16 protein-coding genes and 1 tRNA gene are annotated in these 20,368 nt (G+C 51.6%); 13 read left to right on the forward strand and 4 right to left on the reverse strand.

The window, feature by feature from the left end; translation table 11 throughout:
- Nucleotides 1–74 precede the first annotated feature (74 nt).
- The gene (locus tag HBM92_RS02815) at nucleotides 75–1,700 is read left to right on the forward strand and encodes a phosphoethanolamine transferase (RefSeq protein WP_001327708.1); all 1,626 of its coding nucleotides are present in this window, start codon (nucleotides 75–77) and stop codon (nucleotides 1,698–1,700) included.
- 7 nt (nucleotides 1,701–1,707) lie between these two features.
- Here HBM92_RS02815 and argG read toward each other — a convergent pair whose 3' ends face one another.
- Entirely contained in the window at nucleotides 1,708–3,051 is a 1,344-nt protein-coding gene (gene argG, locus HBM92_RS02820; protein ID WP_000207680.1) for an argininosuccinate synthase, read from the reverse strand.
- Nucleotides 3,052–3,398: 347 nt separating this feature from the next.
- Between argG and HBM92_RS02825 the strand changes: the two genes are divergently transcribed.
- From HBM92_RS02825 to mtr, 12 genes are all read left to right on the forward strand, one after another.
- Nucleotides 3,399–3,475 (forward strand) — tRNA-Met (locus HBM92_RS02825).
- A 206-nt stretch (nucleotides 3,476–3,681) separates the two neighbouring features.
- The gene (gene rimP, locus HBM92_RS02830) at nucleotides 3,682–4,134 is read left to right on the forward strand and encodes a ribosome maturation factor RimP (RefSeq protein ID WP_001300397.1); all 453 of its coding nucleotides are present in this window, start codon (nucleotides 3,682–3,684) and stop codon (nucleotides 4,132–4,134) included.
- Nucleotides 4,135–4,161: 27 nt separating this feature from the next.
- Nucleotides 4,162–5,649, forward strand: a complete 1,488-nt coding sequence (gene nusA, locus HBM92_RS02835) for a transcription termination factor NusA (RefSeq protein WP_001031057.1) — start codon at nucleotides 4,162–4,164, stop codon at nucleotides 5,647–5,649.
- A gap of 24 nt (nucleotides 5,650–5,673) precedes the next feature.
- Nucleotides 5,674–8,346 carry a translation initiation factor IF-2 gene (gene infB, locus HBM92_RS02840; RefSeq protein ID WP_000133040.1) on the forward strand — a complete coding sequence of 891 codons (2,673 nt, stop codon included), beginning with the start codon at nucleotides 5,674–5,676 and terminating at the stop codon, nucleotides 8,344–8,346.
- A gap of 163 nt (nucleotides 8,347–8,509) precedes the next feature.
- The gene (gene rbfA / locus HBM92_RS02845; RefSeq protein WP_001040205.1) at nucleotides 8,510–8,911 is read left to right on the forward strand and encodes a 30S ribosome-binding factor RbfA; all 402 of its coding nucleotides are present in this window, start codon (nucleotides 8,510–8,512) and stop codon (nucleotides 8,909–8,911) included.
- Nucleotides 8,911–9,855 (forward strand): tRNA pseudouridine(55) synthase TruB, encoded by a 945-nt coding sequence (truB, locus tag HBM92_RS02850; protein ID WP_000089698.1) that lies wholly within the window; start codon nucleotides 8,911–8,913, stop codon nucleotides 9,853–9,855. The genes rbfA and truB overlap by 1 nt, the downstream gene beginning before the upstream one ends.
- A 148-nt stretch (nucleotides 9,856–10,003) precedes the next feature.
- Complete coding sequence (gene rpsO / locus HBM92_RS02855) at nucleotides 10,004–10,273, forward strand: 30S ribosomal protein S15 (RefSeq protein WP_000059466.1); 270 nt, start codon at nucleotides 10,004–10,006, stop codon at nucleotides 10,271–10,273.
- Nucleotides 10,274–10,519: 246 nt separating this feature from the next.
- Nucleotides 10,520–12,655: a polyribonucleotide nucleotidyltransferase gene (pnp, locus tag HBM92_RS02860; protein ID WP_001298330.1), complete on the forward strand. Its 2,136-nt coding sequence runs from the start codon at nucleotides 10,520–10,522 to the stop codon at nucleotides 12,653–12,655.
- Between the two features lie 108 nt (nucleotides 12,656–12,763).
- Nucleotides 12,764–13,648: a lipoprotein NlpI gene (nlpI, locus tag HBM92_RS02865; RefSeq protein ID WP_000802080.1), complete on the forward strand. Its 885-nt coding sequence runs from the start codon at nucleotides 12,764–12,766 to the stop codon at nucleotides 13,646–13,648.
- 106 nt (nucleotides 13,649–13,754) lie between these two features.
- Nucleotides 13,755–13,835, forward strand: coding sequence for a protein YrbN (gene yrbN / locus HBM92_RS02870; RefSeq protein WP_010723222.1), 81 nt, complete (start codon nucleotides 13,755–13,757; stop codon nucleotides 13,833–13,835).
- Nucleotides 13,828–15,717: an ATP-dependent RNA helicase DeaD gene (gene deaD / locus HBM92_RS02875; protein ID WP_001295553.1), complete on the forward strand. Its 1,890-nt coding sequence runs from the start codon at nucleotides 13,828–13,830 to the stop codon at nucleotides 15,715–15,717. The genes yrbN and deaD overlap by 8 nt, the downstream gene beginning before the upstream one ends.
- 153 nt (nucleotides 15,718–15,870) lie before the next feature.
- Nucleotides 15,871–17,115, forward strand: a complete 1,245-nt coding sequence (gene mtr, locus HBM92_RS02880) for a tryptophan permease (RefSeq protein ID WP_000224345.1) — start codon at nucleotides 15,871–15,873, stop codon at nucleotides 17,113–17,115.
- A 118-nt stretch (nucleotides 17,116–17,233) separates the two neighbouring features.
- Here the strand turns inward: mtr and HBM92_RS02885 are convergent, their stop codons facing one another.
- The 3 genes from HBM92_RS02885 to HBM92_RS02895 all read right to left on the reverse strand — a co-directional run bounded on the left by HBM92_RS02885 (nucleotide 17,234) and on the right by HBM92_RS02895 (nucleotide 20,204).
- Nucleotides 17,234–18,241 carry a luciferase-like monooxygenase gene (locus HBM92_RS02885; RefSeq protein WP_000130380.1) on the reverse strand — a complete coding sequence of 336 codons (1,008 nt, stop codon included), beginning with the start codon at nucleotides 18,239–18,241 and terminating at the stop codon, nucleotides 17,234–17,236.
- Nucleotides 18,242–18,321: 80 nt separating this feature from the next.
- Nucleotides 18,322–19,200, reverse strand: a complete 879-nt coding sequence (locus HBM92_RS02890; RefSeq protein ID WP_001298329.1) for a U32 family peptidase — start codon at nucleotides 19,198–19,200, stop codon at nucleotides 18,322–18,324.
- 8 nt (nucleotides 19,201–19,208) lie between these two features.
- Nucleotides 19,209–20,204: a peptidase U32 family protein gene (locus HBM92_RS02895; protein WP_001305130.1), complete on the reverse strand. Its 996-nt coding sequence runs from the start codon at nucleotides 20,202–20,204 to the stop codon at nucleotides 19,209–19,211.
- Nucleotides 20,205–20,368: the final 164 nt, after the last annotated feature.

A 20,368-nucleotide genomic window follows, 5' to 3' on the forward strand; every position in this document is an offset into this window, starting at 1 on the left:
TTGAAAAACATGTCTGATATAAAATTGAACATTGTTGATAATTGTTTATATTGGTTGTGAACTTGGATTTCTGGATGACAGTATTCAACAAATTTGTTAGAAGTTTTAAATCTCATTGGTTGTTGTATCTTTGTGTTATTGTTTTTGGTATTACGAACTTAGTCGCCTCTTCCGGAGCGCATATGGTTCAGCGATTGCTGTTTTTCGTTCTGACCATCCTGGTTGTTAAACGTATATCATCCCTTCCGCTTCGCCTGCTTGTTGCCACACCATTTGTGTTACTGACAGCGGCAGACATGAGTATTAGCCTCTATTCATGGTGTACCTTTGGTACAACTTTCAATGATGGATTTGCGATTAGTGTGCTGCAGAGTGATCCGGATGAAGTTGTCAAAATGCTGGGGATGTATATCCCTTATCTATGTGCTTTTGCCTTTTTATCCCTTCTTTTTTTGGCAGTAATAATAAAATATGATGTTTCCTTGCCGACGAAAAAAGTGACAGGAATATTATTGCTGATTGTCATTTCGGGCAGTTTATTTTCCGCTTGTCAATTTGCTTATAAAGATGCAAAAAATAAAAAAGCGTTCAGTCCATATATACTAGCGTCGCGATTTGCTACCTATACACCGTTTTTCAATCTCAATTATTTTGCTTTAGCAGCGAAAGAGCATCAAAGATTACTCTCAATTGCAAACACGGTGCCGTGTTTTCAATTATCAGTCAGGGATACAGGTATTGATACCTACGTGTTGATTGTGGGGGAGTCTGTACGTGTCGACAATATGTCTTTGTATGGATATACACGCTCTACGACACCGCAAGTCGAAGCACAAAGAAAACAGATCAAACTGTTTAATCAAGCAATAAGCGGTGCACCTTACACTGCGCTGTCGGTTCCCCTTTCTTTAACTGCTGATTCTGTTTTGAGTCATGACATTCATAATTACCCGGACAACATTATTAATATGGCTAATCAAGCAGGATTTCAGACTTTCTGGCTAAGCTCGCAATCCGCTTTTCGGCAGAATGGTACAGCAGTTACCAGTATCGCCATGCGCGCCATGGAAACAGTCTATGTCAGAGGATTTGATGAATTGTTGTTGCCGCATTTATCGCAAGCGTTACAGCAAAAGACGCAGCAAAAGAAACTGATTGTTCTTCATTTAAATGGAAGCCATGAACCGGCTTGTAGCGCCTATCCGCAATCCAGCGCTGTGTTTCAACCGCAGGACGATCAGGATGCCTGCTATGACAACTCCATTCATTACACAGATAGTTTGCTAGGTCAGGTTTTTGAATTATTAAAAGATCGCCGCGCCTCGGTCATGTATTTTGCCGACCACGGCCTGGAACGCGACCCTACGAAGAAGAACGTCTATTTTCATGGAGGCAGGGAGGCTAGCCAGCAGGCGTATCATGTCCCGATGTTTATCTGGTATAGCCCCGTTCTAGGGGATGGCGTGGATCGCACAACGGAAAACAACATCTTTTCGACAGCTTACAATAATTACCTTATTAATGCGTGGATGGGGGTAACAAAGCCGGAACAGCCGCAAACGCTTGAGGAAGTGATTGCACACTATAAAGGAGACTCACGGGTTGTGGATGCAAACCATGATGTTTTCGATTATGTGATGCTCAGAAAGGAGTTTACAGAGGATAATCAAGGTAACCCCACCCCTGAAGGGCAGGGTTGAGGTCGAATTACTGGCCTTTATTTTCCAGATTCTCCACCTGCGGCACCCCTGAAGCGGCAGAGGAGGAGAGCAGGCCAGTTTTGGCATAACCGAAAAGTTTCTCGCGGGTATCGGTGATATCCAGGTTACGCATGGTCAGTTGACCGATACGATCATCTGGCGAGAACACCGAGTCGCCTTTTTCCATCGTCAGACGCTCTGGTTTGTAGGTCAGGTTCTCTGAGACGGTATTCAGGATTGAATAATCGTTCCCGCGGCGCAGCTCCAGAGTAACTTCACCAGTGATCTGGCTGGCAACCCAGCGTTGCAGAGAGTCACGCAGCATCAGCGCCTGGGAATCAAACCAACGTCCCTGGTACAGCAGACGGCCCAACTGACGACCATGCGCGTGATACTGCTCAATGGTGTCTTCGTTGTGAATACCGGTCAACAAACGTTCATACGCAATGTGCAGCAGTGCCATCCCAGGGGCTTCATAAATGCCGCGGCTTTTTGCTTCGATGATACGGTTTTCAATCTGGTCGCTCATGCCCAGGCCGTGACGACCGCCGATGCGGTTAGCTTCCAGCATCATTTCTACGTCGTCGCTAAAGGTTTTACCGTTCAGCGCCACCGGATGACCTTGCTCAAAGCGTACTGTGACTTCTTCTGCCGGGATTTTCACGCTCTCATCCCAAAACTTCACGCCCATAATTGGGTTGACGATTTTGACGCTGGAGTTGAGGTATTCCAGATCCTTCGCTTCATGCGTTGCACCAAGCATGTTGGAGTCCGTGGAGTAAGCTTTTTCGACAGACATTTTGTAGTCGAAACCGCAGGCAATCATAAATTCAGACATCTCATGACGGCCACCCAGTTCATCAATAAAGTCAGTATCAAGCCACGGTTTGTAAATCTGCAGTTCAGCATTGGTCAGCAGACCGTAACGGTAGAAACGTTCGATATCGTTTCCTTTATAGGTGCTGCCGTCACCCCAGATATTCACGCCATCTTCTTTCATAGCAGCAACCAGCATGGTGCCGGTCACGGCGCGGCCCAGCGGCGTCGTGTTGAAATAGGTCAGTCCACCAGTGGTGTTATGAAATGCGCCACACTGAATAGCGGCAATACCTTCGGCCACCAGTTGTTTGCGGCAGTCGATCAGACGTGCGTTCTCCGCGCCGTATTCCATGGCACGACGAGGGATCGCATCATAATCCTCTTCGTCTGGCTGGCCCAGGTTTGCAGTATATGCATAAGGAACCGCTCCCTTTTGTCGCATCCACAGCAGTGCGGCACTGGTGTCCAGACCGCCGGAAAAAGCGATACCAATACGTTGACCTACCGGGAGATGCTTGAGAATCGTCGTCATAAAATAACACCCTGCTTAATTAACTGATGATGAGCCTGGATTTCTGCTTTCACTGAATTTTTATGCAAAATAAATGAGTTTTCATTTAATCATCTTTTATCGGAGACAGGAAGAGTTTAGTGTGTTTTTTGTAAAATAATGCGCTTAAGGGAAAGCAGGAGAAGGTAAAAGTATTCAACAAATGAAAGTGAACTGGATATTCATTCACGTGATTAGCAATAAACGTTGACAAAATGTGGCGTGGATCACTATAATGCCTGCAGATTTTACGTCCCGTCTCGGTACACCAAATCCCAGCAGTATTTGCATTTTTTACCCAAAACGAGTAGAATTTGCCACGTTTCAGGCGCGGGGTGGAGCAGCCTGGTAGCTCGTCGGGCTCATAACCCGAAGGTCGTCGGTTCAAATCCGGCCCCCGCAACCACTTTCCCTTAGAGTCCTTTTTCAAATATACTGTGAAGACTTCGGCCTTCGTAGTGGGATTTGAAAAAATCCTTCTGGAAAGTGCTCCAGACCGCAGTTGCGGTTATAGGGTTCAGTTATATAAAGCCCCGATTTATCGGGGTTTTTTGTTATCTGACTACAGAATAACTGGGCTTTAGGCCCTTTTTTTATGTCTTGGGGGTGGGCTTGTCCACATTAGAGCAAAAATTAACAGAGATGATTACTGCGCCAGTTGAGGCCCTGGGTTTTGAACTGGTTGGCATCGAATTTATTCGCGGTCGCACATCCACACTGCGCATCTATATTGATAGTGAAGATGGCATCAATGTTGATGATTGTGCTGATGTGAGCCACCAGGTAAGTGCTGTGCTGGATGTTGAAGACCCCATCACCGTTGCTTATAACCTGGAAGTCTCCTCACCGGGTCTCGATCGCCCACTGTTCACGGCTGAACACTACGCCCGTTTTGTCGGAGAAGAGGTGACTCTGGTTCTCCGTATGGCGGTACAAAACCGTCGTAAATGGCAGGGCGTTATCAAAGCGGTAGACGGTGAAATGATCACAGTTACCGTCGAAGGTAAAGATGAAGTGTTCGCGCTGAGTAATATCCAGAAGGCGAACCTGGTTCCCCACTTTTAATAGTCTGGATGAGGTGAAAAGCCCGCGATGAACAAAGAAATTTTGGCTGTAGTTGAAGCCGTATCCAATGAAAAGGCGCTACCTCGCGAGAAGATTTTCGAAGCATTGGAAAGCGCGCTGGCGACAGCAACAAAGAAAAAATATGAACAAGAAATCGACGTTCGCGTACAGATCGATCGCAAAAGCGGTGATTTTGACACCTTCCGTCGCTGGTTAGTTGTTGATGAAGTCACCCAGCCGACCAAGGAAATCACCCTTGAAGCCGCACGTTATGAAGATGAAAGCCTGAACCTGGGCGATTACGTTGAAGATCAGATTGAGTCTGTTACCTTTGACCGTATCACTACCCAGACGGCAAAACAGGTTATCGTGCAGAAAGTGCGTGAAGCCGAACGTGCGATGGTGGTTGATCAGTTCCGTGAACACGAAGGTGAAATCATCACCGGCGTGGTGAAAAAAGTAAACCGCGACAACATCTCTCTGGATCTGGGCAACAACGCTGAAGCCGTGATCCTGCGCGAAGATATGCTGCCGCGTGAAAACTTCCGCCCTGGTGACCGCGTTCGTGGCGTGCTCTATTCCGTTCGCCCGGAAGCGCGTGGCGCGCAGCTGTTCGTCACCCGCTCCAAGCCGGAAATGCTGATCGAACTGTTCCGTATTGAAGTGCCGGAAATCGGCGAAGAAGTGATTGAAATTAAAGCAGCGGCTCGCGACCCGGGATCTCGTGCGAAAATTGCGGTGAAAACCAACGATAAACGTATCGATCCGGTAGGTGCTTGCGTAGGTATGCGTGGCGCGCGTGTTCAGGCGGTTTCTACTGAACTGGGCGGCGAGCGTATCGATATTGTCCTGTGGGATGATAACCCGGCGCAGTTTGTGATTAACGCAATGGCACCAGCAGACGTTGCTTCTATCGTGGTGGATGAAGATAAACACACCATGGATATCGCCGTTGAAGCCGGTAACCTGGCGCAGGCGATTGGCCGTAACGGTCAGAACGTGCGTCTGGCTTCGCAGCTGAGCGGTTGGGAACTCAACGTGATGACCGTTGACGACCTGCAGGCTAAGCATCAGGCGGAAGCGCACGCAGCGATCGACACCTTCACCAAATATCTCGACATCGATGAAGACTTCGCGACTGTTCTGGTAGAAGAAGGCTTCTCGACGCTGGAAGAACTGGCCTATGTGCCGATGAAAGAGCTGTTGGAAATCGAAGGCCTTGATGAGCCGACCGTTGAAGCACTGCGCGAGCGTGCTAAAAATGCACTGGCCACCATTGCACAGGCCCAGGAAGAAAGCCTCGGTGATAACAAACCGGCTGATGATCTGCTGAACCTTGAAGGGGTAGATCGTGATTTGGCATTCAAACTGGCCGCCCGTGGCGTTTGTACGCTGGAAGATCTCGCCGAACAGGGCATTGATGATCTGGCTGATATCGAAGGGTTGACCGACGAAAAAGCCGGAGCATTGATTATGGCTGCCCGTAATATTTGCTGGTTCGGTGACGAAGCGTAATAAACTGTAGCAGGAAGGAACAGCATGACAGATGTAACGATTAAAACGCTGGCCGCAGAGCGACAGACCTCCGTGGAACGCCTGGTACAGCAATTTGCTGATGCAGGTATCCGGAAGTCTGCTGACGACTCTGTGTCTGCACAAGAGAAACAGACTTTGATTGACCACCTGAATCAGAAAAATTCAGGCCCGGACAAATTGACGCTGCAACGTAAAACACGCAGCACCCTTAACATTCCTGGTACCGGTGGAAAAAGCAAATCGGTACAAATCGAAGTCCGCAAGAAACGCACCTTTGTGAAACGCGATCCGCAAGAGGCTGAGCGCCTTGCAGCGGAAGAGCAAGCGCAGCGTGAAGCGGAAGAGCAAGCCCGTCGTGAGGCAGAAGAATCGGCTAAACGCGAGGCGCAACAAAAAGCTGAACGTGAGGCCGCAGAACAGGCTAAGCGTGAAGCTGCTGAACAAGCGAAACGTGAAGCTGCGGAAAAAGACAAAGTGAGCAATCAACAAGACGATATGACTAAAAACGCCCAGGCTGAAAAAGCCCGCCGTGAGCAGGAAGCTGCAGAGCTCAAGCGTAAAGCCGAAGAAGAAGCGCGTCGTAAACTCGAAGAAGAAGCACGTCGCGTTGCTGAAGAAGCACGTCGTATGGCGGAAGAAAACAAATGGACTGATAACGCGGAACCGACTGAAGATTCCAGCGATTATCACGTCACTACTTCTCAACATGCTCGCCAGGCAGAAGACGAAAGCGATCGTGAAGTCGAAGGCGGCCGTGGCCGTGGTCGTAACGCGAAAGCAGCGCGTCCGAAGAAGGGCAACAAACACGCTGAATCAAAAGCTGATCGTGAAGAAGCTCGCGCAGCAGTACGTGGCGGTAAGGGCGGAAAACGTAAAGGTTCTTCGCTGCAGCAAGGCTTCCAGAAGCCAGCTCAGGCCGTTAACCGTGACGTTGTGATCGGCGAAACCATCACCGTTGGCGAACTGGCGAACAAGATGGCGGTTAAAGGCTCTCAGGTCATCAAAGCGATGATGAAACTGGGCGCAATGGCAACCATCAACCAGGTTATCGATCAGGAAACCGCACAGCTGGTTGCTGAAGAGATGGGCCACAAAGTTATCCTGCGTCGTGAAAACGAGCTGGAAGAGGCGGTAATGAGCGACCGTGACACGGGTGCTGCGGCTGAACCGCGCGCGCCGGTTGTGACCATCATGGGTCACGTTGACCACGGTAAAACCTCTCTGCTGGACTACATTCGTTCAACGAAAGTGGCCTCTGGCGAAGCGGGCGGCATTACCCAGCACATTGGTGCATACCACGTTGAAACTGAAAACGGCATGATCACCTTCCTGGACACCCCGGGGCACGCCGCGTTTACTTCAATGCGTGCACGTGGTGCGCAGGCAACGGACATCGTAGTCCTGGTTGTTGCTGCAGACGACGGTGTAATGCCGCAGACCATCGAAGCTATCCAGCACGCGAAAGCGGCGGGTGTTCCGGTGGTGGTTGCTGTGAACAAAATCGATAAACCAGAAGCCGATCCGGATCGCGTTAAGAACGAACTCTCCCAGTACGGCATCCTGCCAGAAGAGTGGGGCGGCGAAAGCCAGTTCGTACACGTATCTGCAAAAGCGGGTACCGGTATTGATGAACTGCTGGATGCTATCCTGCTGCAGGCGGAAGTTCTGGAGCTGAAAGCGGTACGTAAAGGTATGGCGAGCGGTGCGGTTATCGAATCCTTCCTCGATAAAGGTCGTGGTCCGGTTGCTACCGTTCTGGTACGTGAAGGTACTCTGCACAAGGGCGATATCGTTCTGTGTGGCTTCGAATACGGTCGTGTTCGTGCAATGCGTAACGAACTGGGTCAGGAAGTGCTGGAAGCGGGTCCGTCCATTCCGGTGGAAATCCTTGGCCTGTCCGGCGTACCGGCTGCGGGTGATGAAGTTACCGTTGTACGTGACGAGAAGAAAGCGCGTGAAGTTGCACTCTATCGTCAGGGTAAATTCCGCGAAGTTAAACTGGCGCGTCAGCAGAAATCTAAACTCGAGAACATGTTCGCCAACATGACCGAAGGCGAAGTTCACGAAGTGAATATTGTCCTGAAGGCAGACGTACAGGGTTCTGTGGAAGCAATTTCCGACTCCTTGCTGAAACTGTCTACTGACGAAGTTAAAGTGAAGATCATCGGTTCTGGCGTAGGTGGTATCACCGAAACCGACGCTACCCTGGCTGCGGCGTCCAACGCCATCCTGGTTGGCTTCAACGTACGTGCTGATGCCTCTGCACGTAAAGTGATTGAAGCGGAAAGCCTGGATCTGCGTTACTACTCCGTCATCTATAACCTGATCGACGAAGTGAAAGCGGCGATGAGCGGTATGCTGTCTCCGGAACTGAAACAGCAGATTATCGGTCTGGCGGAAGTTCGTGACGTGTTCAAATCACCGAAATTTGGTGCTATCGCAGGTTGTATGGTTACCGAAGGTGTGGTTAAACGTCACAACCCGATCCGCGTTCTGCGCGACAACGTGGTTATCTACGAAGGCGAGCTGGAGTCCCTGCGACGCTTCAAAGATGACGTTAACGAAGTCCGTAACGGTATGGAATGTGGTATCGGCGTTAAGAACTACAACGATGTCCGCACTGGCGATGTGATCGAAGTATTCGAAATCATCGAGATCCAACGTACTATCGCTTAAGGTTTTTAGGGTTCCATGCGGGATAAGGCGTTTATGTCGCATCCTGCATGGATTGCCTGATGCGACGCTGGCGCGTCTTATCAGGCCAACGTGAACAGCCCTTCCACCTGAAATTAATTTTAAAAAGGGGCTAACAGCCCCTTTTTTGTCAGGAGAATTTATTATGGCGAAAGAATTTGGTCGCCCGCAGCGCGTAGCGCAGGAAATGCAAAAAGAGATCGCTCTCATCCTGCAGCGTGAAATTAAAGATCCTCGTCTGGGCATGATGACCACCGTTTCCGGTGTCGAAATGTCTCGCGACCTGGCGTATGCCAAAGTATATGTGACGTTCCTCAACGACAAAGATGAAGACGCGGTTAAAGCGGGCATCAAAGCGTTGCAGGAAGCTTCTGGTTTCATCCGCAGCCTGCTGGGGAAAGCGATGCGCCTGCGTATCGTGCCGGAACTGACCTTCTTCTACGACAACTCTCTGGTTGAAGGGATGCGCATGTCAAACCTGGTGACCAGCGTGGTCAAACATGACGAAGAACGTCGTGTTAACCCGGACGACAGCAAGGAGGACTAATGAGTCGTCCTCGTCGTCGCGGTCGCGACATTAACGGCGTTTTGTTGCTGGATAAACCGCAGGGGATGTCCAGCAACGATGCGCTGCAAAAAGTGAAACGGATTTATAACGCCAACCGTGCCGGGCATACCGGTGCGCTGGACCCGCTGGCGACCGGCATGTTGCCAATTTGCCTCGGGGAAGCGACGAAGTTTTCCCAGTATCTGCTGGACTCCGACAAACGCTATCGGGTCATTGCGCGTCTTGGGCAGCGTACCGATACTTCTGATGCCGACGGACAAATCGTTGAAGAACGTCCGGTAACCTTTAGTGCAGAGCAACTGGCGGCGGCGCTGGATACCTTCCGTGGCGATATCGAACAGATCCCTTCGATGTATTCAGCACTGAAATATCAGGGCAAAAAACTGTACGAATACGCGCGTCAGGGCATTGAAGTTCCACGTGAAGCGCGCCCGATTACCGTTTATGAATTGCTGTTTATTCGCCATGAAGGCAATGAGCTGGAGCTGGAAATTCACTGCTCAAAAGGCACTTATATCCGCACTATCATTGACGATCTCGGCGAAAAACTCGGTTGTGGCGCGCATGTTATTTACTTGCGTCGTCTGGCGGTAAGTAAATATCCGGTTGAACGGATGGTGACCCTGGAACATCTGCGTGAACTGGTTGAGCAAGCCGAACAGCAGGATATTCCGGCTGCGGAGTTACTTGATCCATTACTGATGCCAATGGACAGTCCAGCTTCGGACTACCCGGTGGTGAATCTTCCGTTAACGTCTTCTGTTTACTTCAAAAATGGTAACCCAGTTCGTACATCCGGTGCGCCGCTGGAAGGACTGGTTCGCGTTACAGAGGGTGAGAACGGCAAGTTTATCGGTATGGGCGAAATTGACGATGAAGGCCGCGTTGCGCCTCGTCGCCTGGTGGTTGAATACCCGGCGTAATGTTAACCGTCTTGCGATAACAGGTCGCTACGAGTAGAATACTGCCGCTTAACGTCGCGTAAATTGTTTAACACTTTGCGTAACGTACACTGGGATCGCTGAATTAGAGATCGGCGTCCTTTCATTCTATATACTTTGGAGTTTTAAAATGTCTCTAAGTACTGAAGCAACAGCTAAAATCGTTTCTGAGTTTGGTCGTGACGCAAACGACACCGGTTCTACCGAAGTTCAGGTAGCACTGCTGACTGCACAGATCAACCACCTGCAGGGCCACTTTGCAGAGCACAAAAAAGATCACCACAGCCGTCGTGGTCTGCTGCGCATGGTTTCTCAGCGTCGTAAACTGCTCGACTACCTGAAACGTAAAGACGTAGCACGTTACACCCAGCTCATCGAGCGCCTGGGTCTGCGTCGCTAATTCTTGCGAGTTTCAGAAAAGGGGGCCTGAGTGGCCCCTTTTTTCAAGCTGACGGCAGCAATTCACTGGAAACTAATGTATTGTTGCTATGAATGATCTTCCGTTGCAGAGGTTCGCGCGGCTAATGAGAGGCTTTACCCACATAGAGCTGGGTTAGGGTTGTCATTAGTCGCGAGGATGCGCAGAAGATCGGGTATTAACACCAGTACCGTAAGGTACTGTCTAAGAAAGAGAAAGGATATTACATTGCTTAATCCGATCGTTCGTAAATTCCAGTACGGCCAACACACCGTGACTCTGGAAACCGGCATGATGGCTCGTCAGGCTACTGCCGCTGTTATGGTTAGCATGGATGACACCGCGGTATTTGTTACCGTTGTTGGTCAGAAAAAAGCCAAACCAGGTCAGGACTTCTTCCCGCTGACCGTTAACTATCAGGAGCGTACCTACGCTGCTGGTCGTATCCCGGGTAGCTTCTTCCGTCGTGAAGGCCGCCCAAGCGAAGGCGAAACCCTGATCGCGCGTCTGATTGACCGCCCGATTCGCCCGCTGTTCCCGGAAGGCTTCGTCAACGAAGTTCAGGTTATCGCCACCGTGGTTTCTGTTAACCCGCAGGTTAACCCGGATATCGTCGCGATGATTGGTGCTTCCGCAGCACTGTCTCTGTCTGGTATTCCGTTCAATGGCCCGATTGGTGCTGCCCGTGTAGGTTACATCAATGACCAGTACGTACTGAACCCGACTCAGGACGAACTGAAAGAGAGCAAACTGGACCTGGTTGTTGCCGGTACAGAAGCTGCCGTGCTGATGGTTGAATCTGAAGCTGAACTGCTGAGCGAAGACCAAATGCTGGGCGCAGTGGTGTTCGGTCATGAACAACAGCAGGTTGTTATTCAGAACATCAATGAACTGGTGAAAGAAGCCGGTAAACCGCGTTGGGATTGGCAGCCGGAGCCGGTAAACGAAGCGCTGAACGCGCGCGTTGCTGCGCTGGCTGAAGCTCGTCTGAGCGATGCTTACCGCATCACCGACAAACAAGAGCGTTATGCGCAGGTTGATGTCATCAAATCTGAAACCATCGCGACACTGCTTGCTGAAGACGAAACCCTGGACGAAAACGAACTGGGTGAAATTCTGCACGCTATCGAGAAAAATGTTGTTCGTAGCCGCGTACTGGCAGGCGAACCGCGTATCGACGGTCGTGAAAAAGATATGATCCGTGGTCTGGATGTGCGTACTGGTGTGCTGCCGCGTACTCACGGTTCTGCGCTGTTCACCCGTGGTGAAACGCAGGCGCTGGTTACCGCAACGCTGGGTACTGCTCGTGACGCGCAGGTTCTTGATGAACTGATGGGCGAACGTACCGATACCTTCCTGTTCCACTACAACTTCCCTCCGTACTCCGTAGGCGAAACCGGCATGGTCGGTTCTCCGAAGCGTCGTGAAATTGGTCACGGTCGTCTGGCGAAGCGCGGCGTGCTGGCAGTAATGCCGGATATGGACAAATTCCCGTACACCGTACGTGTTGTGTCTGAAATTACCGAATCCAACGGTTCCTCTTCTATGGCTTCCGTGTGCGGCGCGTCTCTGGCGCTGATGGACGCAGGTGTGCCAATCAAAGCTGCCGTTGCGGGTATCGCAATGGGTCTGGTGAAAGAAGGCGACAACTACGTTGTACTGTCTGACATTTTGGGCGACGAAGATCACCTGGGCGATATGGACTTCAAAGTTGCGGGTTCCCGTGACGGTATCTCTGCATTGCAGATGGATATCAAAATTGAAGGTATCACCAAAGAGATCATGCAGGTTGCACTGAACCAGGCTAAAGGTGCGCGTCTGCATATCCTGGGGGTAATGGAACAGGCGATCAACGCGCCGCGTGGCGATATCTCTGAGTTCGCACCGCGTATCCATACCATCAAGATCAACCCGGACAAGATCAAAGATGTTATCGGTAAAGGCGGTTCTGTAATCCGTGCTCTGACCGAAGAAACCGGCACCACCATCGAAATTGAAGATGACGGTACTGTGAAGATTGCAGCGACCGACGGCGAGAAAGCGAAACACGCGATTCGTCGTATCGAAGAGATCACTGCAGAAATCGAAGTGGGCCGCGTCTACAATGGTAAAGTGACCCGTATCGTTGATTTTGGCGCATTTGTTGCCATTGGTGGCGGTAAAGAAGGTCTGGTCCACATCTCTCAAATCGCTGATAAACGCGTTGAGAAAGTGACCGATTACCTGCAGATGGGTCAGGAAGTACCGGTGAAAGTTCTGGAAGTTGATCGCCAGGGCCGTATCCGTCTGAGCATTAAAGAAGCGACTGAGCAATCTCAACCTGCTGCAGCACCGGAAGCTCCGGCTGCTGAACAGGGCGAGTAAGGTTGCCATTTGCCCTCCGCTGCGGCGGGGGGCTTTTAACCGGGCAGGACGCCTTGTTAGCAACCGGGAACAGGACGTTCATTCAACCGTGGTCTTCGGGAGTGGGAAATGAAGCCTTTTTTGCGCTGGTGTTTCGTTGCGACAGCACTTACGCTTGCAGGATGCAGTAATACTTCCTGGCGTAAAAGTGAAGTCCTCGCGGTACCATTGCAACCGACTTTACAGCAGGAAGTGATTCTGGCACGTATGGAACAGATCCTTGCCAGTCGGGCTTTAACCGATGACGAACGCGCACAGCTTTTATATGAGCGCGGAGTGTTGTATGATAGTCTCGGTCTGAGGGCATTAGCGCGTAACGATTTTTCGCAAGCGCTGGCAATCCGACCGGATATGCCTGAAGTATTCAATTACTTAGGCATATATTTAACGCAGGCAGGCAATTTTGATGCTGCCTATGAAGCGTTTGATTCTGTACTTGAGCTTGATCCAACTTACAACTACGCGCACTTGAATCGCGGGATCGCATTATATTACGGCGGTCGTGACAAGTTAGCGCAAGATGATCTGCTGGCGTTTTATCAAGACGATCCCAATGATCCTTTCCGTAGTCTGTGGCTTTATCTCGCCGAGCAGAAGCTCGATGAGAAGCAGGCTAAAGAAGTGTTGAAACAGCACTTCGAAAAATCGGATAAGGAACAGTGGGGATGGAACATTGTCGAGTTCTACCTGGGCAACATTAGCGAACAAACGTTAATGGAAAGGCTCAAGGCGGACGCAACGGATAACACCTCGCTCGCTGAGCATCTCAGTGAAACCAACTTCTATTTAGGTAAGTACTACCTAAGTCTGGGGGATTTGGACAGCGCCACGGCACTGTTCAAACTGGCGGTTGCCAACAACGTTCATAACTTTGTTGAGCACCGATACGCATTGTTGGAATTATCGCTCCTGGGCCAGGACCAAGATGACCTGGCAGAATCGGACCAGCAATAGCTGACGTACACATCAGCCCGTAATCTTTTTTGATTGCCATCACCTTAACGGGTGAGGGCGTTGTTGTTCGTTAATACACCTACTTTGAGCCGGTTCACACTTTTCAATGAAAATTGCTGATCAATTTCATGATGAGTTATGTAGACTGGCCGCCATTAATTTTGAGGCACACGTACTACATGGCTGAATTCGAAACCACTTTTGCAGATCTGGGCCTGAAGGCTCCTATCCTTGAAGCCCTTAACGATCTGGGTTACGAAAAACCATCTCCAATTCAGGCAGAGTGTATTCCACATCTGCTGAATGGCCGCGACGTTCTGGGTATGGCCCAGACGGGGAGCGGAAAAACTGCAGCATTCTCTCTACCTCTGCTGCAGAATCTTGATCCTGAGCTGAAAGCACCACAGATTCTGGTGCTGGCACCGACCCGCGAACTGGCGGTACAGGTTGCTGAAGCAATGACGGATTTCTCTAAACACATGCGCGGCGTAAACGTGGTTGCCCTGTACGGCGGCCAACGTTATGACGTGCAATTACGCGCCCTGCGTCAGGGGCCGCAGATCGTTGTCGGTACTCCGGGCCGTCTGCTGGACCACCTGAAACGTGGCACTCTGGACCTCTCTAAACTGAGCGGTCTGGTTCTGGATGAAGCTGACGAAATGCTGCGCATGGGCTTCATCGAAGACGTTGAAACCATTATGGCGCAGATCCCGGAAGGTCATCAGACCGCTCTGTTCTCTGCAACCATGCCGGAAGCGATTCGTCGCATTACCCGCCGCTTTATGAAAGAGCCGCAGGAAGTGCGCATTCAGTCCAGCGTGACTACCCGTCCTGACATCAGCCAGAGCTACTGGACTGTCTGGGGTATGCGTAAAAACGAAGCACTGGTACGTTTCCTGGAAGCGGAAGATTTTGATGCGGCGATTATCTTCGTTCGTACCAAAAACGCGACTCTGGAAGTGGCAGAAGCTCTTGAGCGTAACGGCTACAACAGCGCCGCGCTGAACGGTGACATGAACCAGGCGCTGCGTGAGCAGACACTGGAACGCCTGAAAGATGGTCGTCTGGACATCCTGATTGCGACCGACGTTGCAGCCCGTGGCCTGGACGTTGAGCGTATCAGCCTGGTGGTTAACTACGATATCCCGATGGATTCTGAGTCTTACGTTCACCGTATCGGTCGTACCGGTCGTGCAGGTCGTGCTGGTCGTGCACTGCTGTTCGTTGAGAACCGTGAGCGTCGTCTGCTGCGTAACATTGAACGCACCATGAAGCTGACCATTCCGGAAGTAGAACTGCCGAACGCAGAACTGCTGGGCAAACGTCGTCTGGAAAAATTTGCCGCTAAAGTACAGCAGCAGCTGGAAAGCAGCGATCTGGATCAATACCGTGCACTGCTGAGCAAAATTCAGCCGACTGCCGAAGGTGAAGAGCTGGATCTCGAAACTCTGGCAGCCGCACTACTGAAAATGGCACAGGGTGAACGTACTCTGATTGTTCCGCCAGATGCGCCGATGCGTCCGAAACGTGAATTCCGTGACCGTGATGACCGTGGTCCGCGCGATCGTAACGACCGTGGCCCGCGTGGCGACCGTGAAGATCGTCCGCGTCGCGAACGTCGTGATGTTGGCGATATGCAGTTGTACCGTATTGAAGTGGGCCGCGATGATGGTGTTGAAGTTCGTCATATCGTTGGTGCGATTGCTAACGAAGGCGACATCAGCAGCCGTTACATCGGTAACATCAAGCTGTTTGCTTCTCACTCCACCATCGAACTGCCGAAAGGTATGCCGGGTGAAGTGCTGCAACACTTTACGCGTACTCGCATTCTCAACAAGCCGATGAACATGCAGTTACTGGGCGATGCACAGCCGCATACTGGCGGTGAGCGTCGTGGCGGTGGTCGTGGTTTCGGTGGCGAACGTCGTGAAGGCGGTCGTAACTTCAGCGGTGAACGCCGTGAAGGGGGGCGTGGTGATGGGCGTCGTTTTAGCGGCGAACGTCGTGAAGGCCGCGCACCGCGTCGTGATGACTCTACCGGTCGTCGTCGTTTCGGTGGTGATGCGTAATCATCGCTGAACAGCGAACACAATCTGTAAAATAATATATACAGCCCCGATTTTAACCATCGGGGCTTTTTTTCTGTTTTTTGTACTCATGTACTGGTACAGTGCAATGCATAACAACACAGTCGCACTATTTTTCACTGGAGAGAAGCCCTCATGGCAACACTAACCACCACCCAAACGTCACCGTCGCTGCTTGGCGGCGTGGTGATTATCGGCGGCACCATTATTGGCGCAGGGATGTTTTCTCTGCCTGTGGTCATGTCCGGGGCGTGGTTCTTCTGGTCAATGGCGGCGCTGATCTTTACCTGGTTCTGTATGCTGCATTCCGGCTTGATGATTCTGGAAGCTAACCTGAATTATCGAATCGGTTCTAGCTTTGACACCATCACCAAAGATTTGCTGGGCAAAGGCTGGAACGTAGTCAACGGCATTTCCATTGCCTTTGTGCTCTATATCCTGACTTACGCCTATATTTCTGCCAGCGGTTCGATTCTGCATCACACCTTCGCAGAGATGTCGCTAAACGTCCCGGCACGGGCAGCGGGTTTTGGTTTTGCACTGTTGGTAGCGTTTGTGGTGTGGTTGAGCACCAAAGCCGTCAGTCGCATGACAGCGATTGTGCTGGGGGCGAAAGTCATTACCTTCTTCCTCACCTTCGGTAGCCTGCTGGGGCATGTGCAGCCTGCGACATTGTTCAACGTCGCCGAAAGCAATGCGTCTTATGCACCGTATCTGTTGATGACGCTGCCGTTCTGTCTGGCATCGTTTGGTTATCACGGTAACGTACCGAGCCTGATGAAGTATTACGGCAAAGATCCGAAAACCATCGTGAAATGCCTGGTGTACGGTACGCTGATGGCGCTGGCGCTGTATACCATCTGGTTGCTGGCGACGATGGGTAACATCCCGCGTCCGGAGTTTATCGGCATCGCCGAGAAGGGCGGTAATATTGATGTGCTGGTACAGGCGTTAAGCGGCGTACTGAACAGCCGTAGTCTGGACCTTCTACTGGTCGTGTTCTCAAACTTTGCGGTAGCGAGTTCGTTCCTTGGCGTAACGCTGGGTTTGTTTGACTATCTGGCAGATCTGTTTGGTTTTGACGACTCGGCTATGGGCCGTTTGAAAACAGCGTTGCTGACCTTTGCCCCGCCTGTTGTGGGTGGCCTGCTGTTTCCTAACGGATTCCTGTACGCCATTGGTTATGCTGGCTTAGCAGCTACTATCTGGGCGGCAATTGTACCGGCGCTGTTGGCCCGCGCATCGCGTAAACGCTTTGGCAGCCCGAAATTCCGCGTCTGGGGCGGCAAGCCGATGATTGCGCTGATTCTGGTGTTTGGCGTTGGCAACGCACTGGTGCATATTTTATCGAGCTTTAATTTGCTGCCGGTGTATCAGTAATCAGCGGTGCCTTATCCGACATTTCTGCTGCCTACACAATGCCTGATGCGCTTCGCTTATCAGGCATTGTGTAGGGCAGCGTTGCCATCTCGGATAAGGCTTCCTACGTTAAAACACACTACCCCAATAATTCTTCCTTCACATCCATCGCCAGTTCAAACGAATGCAGGCGCGCCTGGTGGTCGAAAATCTGCCCGTTAACCATAATCTCATCGGCGTCGGTTTCGCGCAGGATCGACTGCAAGCCATGACGCACTTTCGCTTTATCGCCCACCAGCGACATACTCAGCGCCTGCTGCACACCATACTGTTCGGACGGCGACCAGAACTGATCCATATTTTGAATCGGTGGCGGCAGTTGCCCGGTTTCGCCGCGGCGCAGCTTCACAAAGGCTTGCTGCATTGAGGTAAACAGGAATTCGGCATCGCGGTTGCTGTCGGCGGCGATAATATTGATGCACACCATCGCATACGGTTTCTCCAACCGTGCCGACGGTTTGAAGTTGCTGCGATAAAGATGCAGCGCCTGGAACAACATATCCGGCGCGAAGTGTGAGGCAAACGCAAACGGCAGACCAAGCTGCGCCGCCAGTTGTGCACTGTAAAGGCTGGAGCCTAATAACCACACGGGGATTTTCTCGCCATAGCCCGGTACAGGGCGCACATGCGGATTGGGATCACGGGCGTCAAACCAGTCCACCAGCTCCGCGACATCGCGGGGGAAATTATCAATATCGCCGCTCATATGGCGACGTAGTGCCATCATTGTCCGTTGGTCACTACCTGGCGCACGACCCAGCCCCAAATCGATTCGCCCCGGATAGAGCGTATTGAGCGTGCCGAACTGTTCGGCAATCACCAACGGTGAGTGGTTTGGTAACATCACGCCGCCAGACCCCAGATGCAGCGTGGTGGTATTTGCCGCCAGATAGCCAATCAATACTGATGTTGCAGCACTGGCAATGCCGGTCATATTGTGGTGTTCCGCCAGCCAGTAGCGATGATAGCCGCGCTTTTCAGCCAGACGGGCGAGATCGAGAGAGTGGGAGAACGCTTCCCGCGCTGAAGAACCTTCGGGGATGGGGGCCAGATCGAGTAGTGAAAACGCAATGGTTTTATCAGTCATAACAGCTCACTTTGTTACCGATTAATCTTTAATACTGCATTAAAGGGTAGTTAAAGTTGTTAACAAAGTGAGCTATTTGCTTAGGCTTGCAGTTCCAGCCCAGCCAGCCGTCGCCAGTAGCCGTTACAGTCGCTGTTTGCCGTCAACGGGAGTGGTGCAGCGCCATTTTCATTAGCGCGGAAGGCGTCGAGCATCGCGAAAGTGTCAGTACCCTGCGGTGACAGGCGGACCACATCAACCAGCCCCTGCATGGATGCCAGCTCGTTACCGAGGTTGTACACGTAGCCGCTCATGGTCTGAATGCCATTGAGCACAAACACTTGTTGGTTTTCCTGCGACAGCACGTTGCGCCCGTTCGGATACTTAATGCAGCAGGTTTCACACTCATCTTTCGGGCGGTCTTCCGAACGCGCGGTAAAGCAGCGAGCAGAGTAGGCCAGCGGCAGATGACCGTAGCTCAAGACTTCCACTTCAAACTGGTTACGAATGCCCAGCTCATCGCACTGATTAAGCAGATTCACCAGCCAGTCGCGGGAAAGCTCCACCGGCATACACCAGCGCATCATGCCCTGTTTGAGCAATATTTTCAGCGTCACCGCGTTGTAGCAGTTCAGCGCGTGCCCGGCGACGAACGGCAGTTTGCGTTCAGCGCACATATTCACCACGCCGAGATCGCTGGCTTCAATCAGAAACTCACCGTTCTCAACATAGCGTTTCAGTTCGCCCAGTTCGGAGGATGCTTGCACCAGCGCCAGCGTGGAGAGCACAATCTGCTTGCCACTTCCGGCGAGTGATTTTGCCATCTCCAGCCAGTCGCCAACTTTGGTTGCCCGGCGCTTGCTGCATACCGCTTCACCAAGATAAATCACGTCGGCGCTGCTGGCGGCGGCCTGCTGATAAAATTCTTCCAGCGTCTCTTTTGGCCAGTACCACAGCACTGGCCCTAAGGAATATTTCATTGCTTTTCTCACTGCCATTTACGGTGATATGCGCCAAGGGTGGTCTGCGTGCCTTCGGACATCGACCCGAGCGTCTCCATCCACGCGCTTTGCGGCACGAAGTTTTGCGGATCGGCCTTACAACGGTCGATAGCCTGACGCCAGACTTTCGCTACCTGGCTGACATACGCAGGGCTACGCTGGCGGCCTTCAATTTTCACCGAAGCGATATTCGCCGCCATTAACTCCGGCAGTAGCTCAAGGGTATTGAGACTGGTTGGTTCTTCCAGCGCATGATAGCGCTCGCCGTTCACCAGATAACGCCCTTTACATAGCGTCGGATAACCTGCGTTTTCGCCGTCCTGATAACGGTCGATCAGCACTTCGTTCAGGCGGGATTCCAGCCCCTGCGGCGTTTGTTGCCAGCGCACGAAACGGGCCGGAGAACACGCGCCCACGGTGTTGGGCGACTCACCCGTCAAATACGACGACAGATAGCAACGACCTTCCGACATAATGCACAGGCTGCCGAAAGCAAAGACTTCCAGTGGTACAGGTGTGACCCGTGCCAGTTGTTTCACCTGATGAATCGACAACACGCGCGGCAGCACCACGCGGGCAACGTCAAAATGGCGATGATAAAAGTTAATCGCCTCTTCATTGGTCGCCGAAGCCTGCACCGATACGTGGCGCTCAATATGCGGATAACGCTCGGCGGCGTACTCCAGCATGGCGAGGTCGGCGAGTATCAGCGCGTCGGCACCCAGTTGCGCCGCCATATCCACGGCGCGCTGCCAACGGGCGTAACCGTCCGGATGCGCAAAAGTGTTAATCGCGATGTGAAGTTTGCGGCGATGTTGATGGACAAAACTCACCGCTTCCTGCAATTTTTTCTCGGTAAAGTTAAGGCCGGCGAAGTGACGGGCATTGGTATCATCTTTTAGCCCGATATAAACAGCATCTGCGCCGTTTTCGATGGCCGCCTTAAGCGCCGGGAGATTTCCGGCAGGGCAGAGCAGCTCCATAATTTTTCCTGAAGGTTGCGCTATCAAAACGCAAAAATGTTAACGAACTGGGATTTTAGTTAACCTTGCTGCGACAATTTTTGATTTAAGGCAGTTAAAGTTGTATTGGTGGTAGCAGCAATTTCATATGGAATTGTTGATTTATACCGCTATGTTATTTTTCT

This window comes from Escherichia sp. E.sYA108 (assembly GCF_011754335.1).
GTDB lineage: Bacteria > Pseudomonadota > Gammaproteobacteria > Enterobacterales > Enterobacteriaceae > Escherichia > Escherichia coli.

Bases quoted from the DNA above. Each gene is read 5' to 3' on its own strand.
- HBM92_RS02815 (WP_001327708.1), top strand. From the start codon at position 75: ATGACAGTATTCAACAAATTTGTTAGAAGTTTTAAATCTCATTGGTTG.
- argG (WP_000207680.1), bottom strand. From the start codon at position 3,051: ATGACGACGATTCTCAAGCATCTCCCGGTAGGTCAACGTATTGGTATC.
- nusA (WP_001031057.1), top strand. From the start codon at position 4,162: ATGAACAAAGAAATTTTGGCTGTAGTTGAAGCCGTATCCAATGAAAAG.
- infB (WP_000133040.1), top strand. From the start codon at position 5,674: ATGACAGATGTAACGATTAAAACGCTGGCCGCAGAGCGACAGACCTCC.
- rbfA (WP_001040205.1), top strand. From the start codon at position 8,510: ATGGCGAAAGAATTTGGTCGCCCGCAGCGCGTAGCGCAGGAAATGCAA.
- truB (WP_000089698.1), top strand. From the start codon at position 8,911: ATGAGTCGTCCTCGTCGTCGCGGTCGCGACATTAACGGCGTTTTGTTG.
- rpsO (WP_000059466.1), top strand. From the start codon at position 10,004: ATGTCTCTAAGTACTGAAGCAACAGCTAAAATCGTTTCTGAGTTTGGT.
- nlpI (WP_000802080.1), top strand. From the start codon at position 12,764: ATGAAGCCTTTTTTGCGCTGGTGTTTCGTTGCGACAGCACTTACGCTT.
- yrbN (WP_010723222.1), top strand. From the start codon at position 13,755: ATGAAAATTGCTGATCAATTTCATGATGAGTTATGTAGACTGGCCGCC.
- deaD (WP_001295553.1), top strand. From the start codon at position 13,828: ATGGCTGAATTCGAAACCACTTTTGCAGATCTGGGCCTGAAGGCTCCT.
- mtr (WP_000224345.1), top strand. From the start codon at position 15,871: ATGGCAACACTAACCACCACCCAAACGTCACCGTCGCTGCTTGGCGGC.
- HBM92_RS02885 (WP_000130380.1), bottom strand. From the start codon at position 18,241: ATGACTGATAAAACCATTGCGTTTTCACTACTCGATCTGGCCCCCATC.
- HBM92_RS02890 (WP_001298329.1), bottom strand. From the start codon at position 19,200: ATGAAATATTCCTTAGGGCCAGTGCTGTGGTACTGGCCAAAAGAGACG.
- HBM92_RS02895 (WP_001305130.1), bottom strand. From the start codon at position 20,204: ATGGAGCTGCTCTGCCCTGCCGGAAATCTCCCGGCGCTTAAGGCGGCC.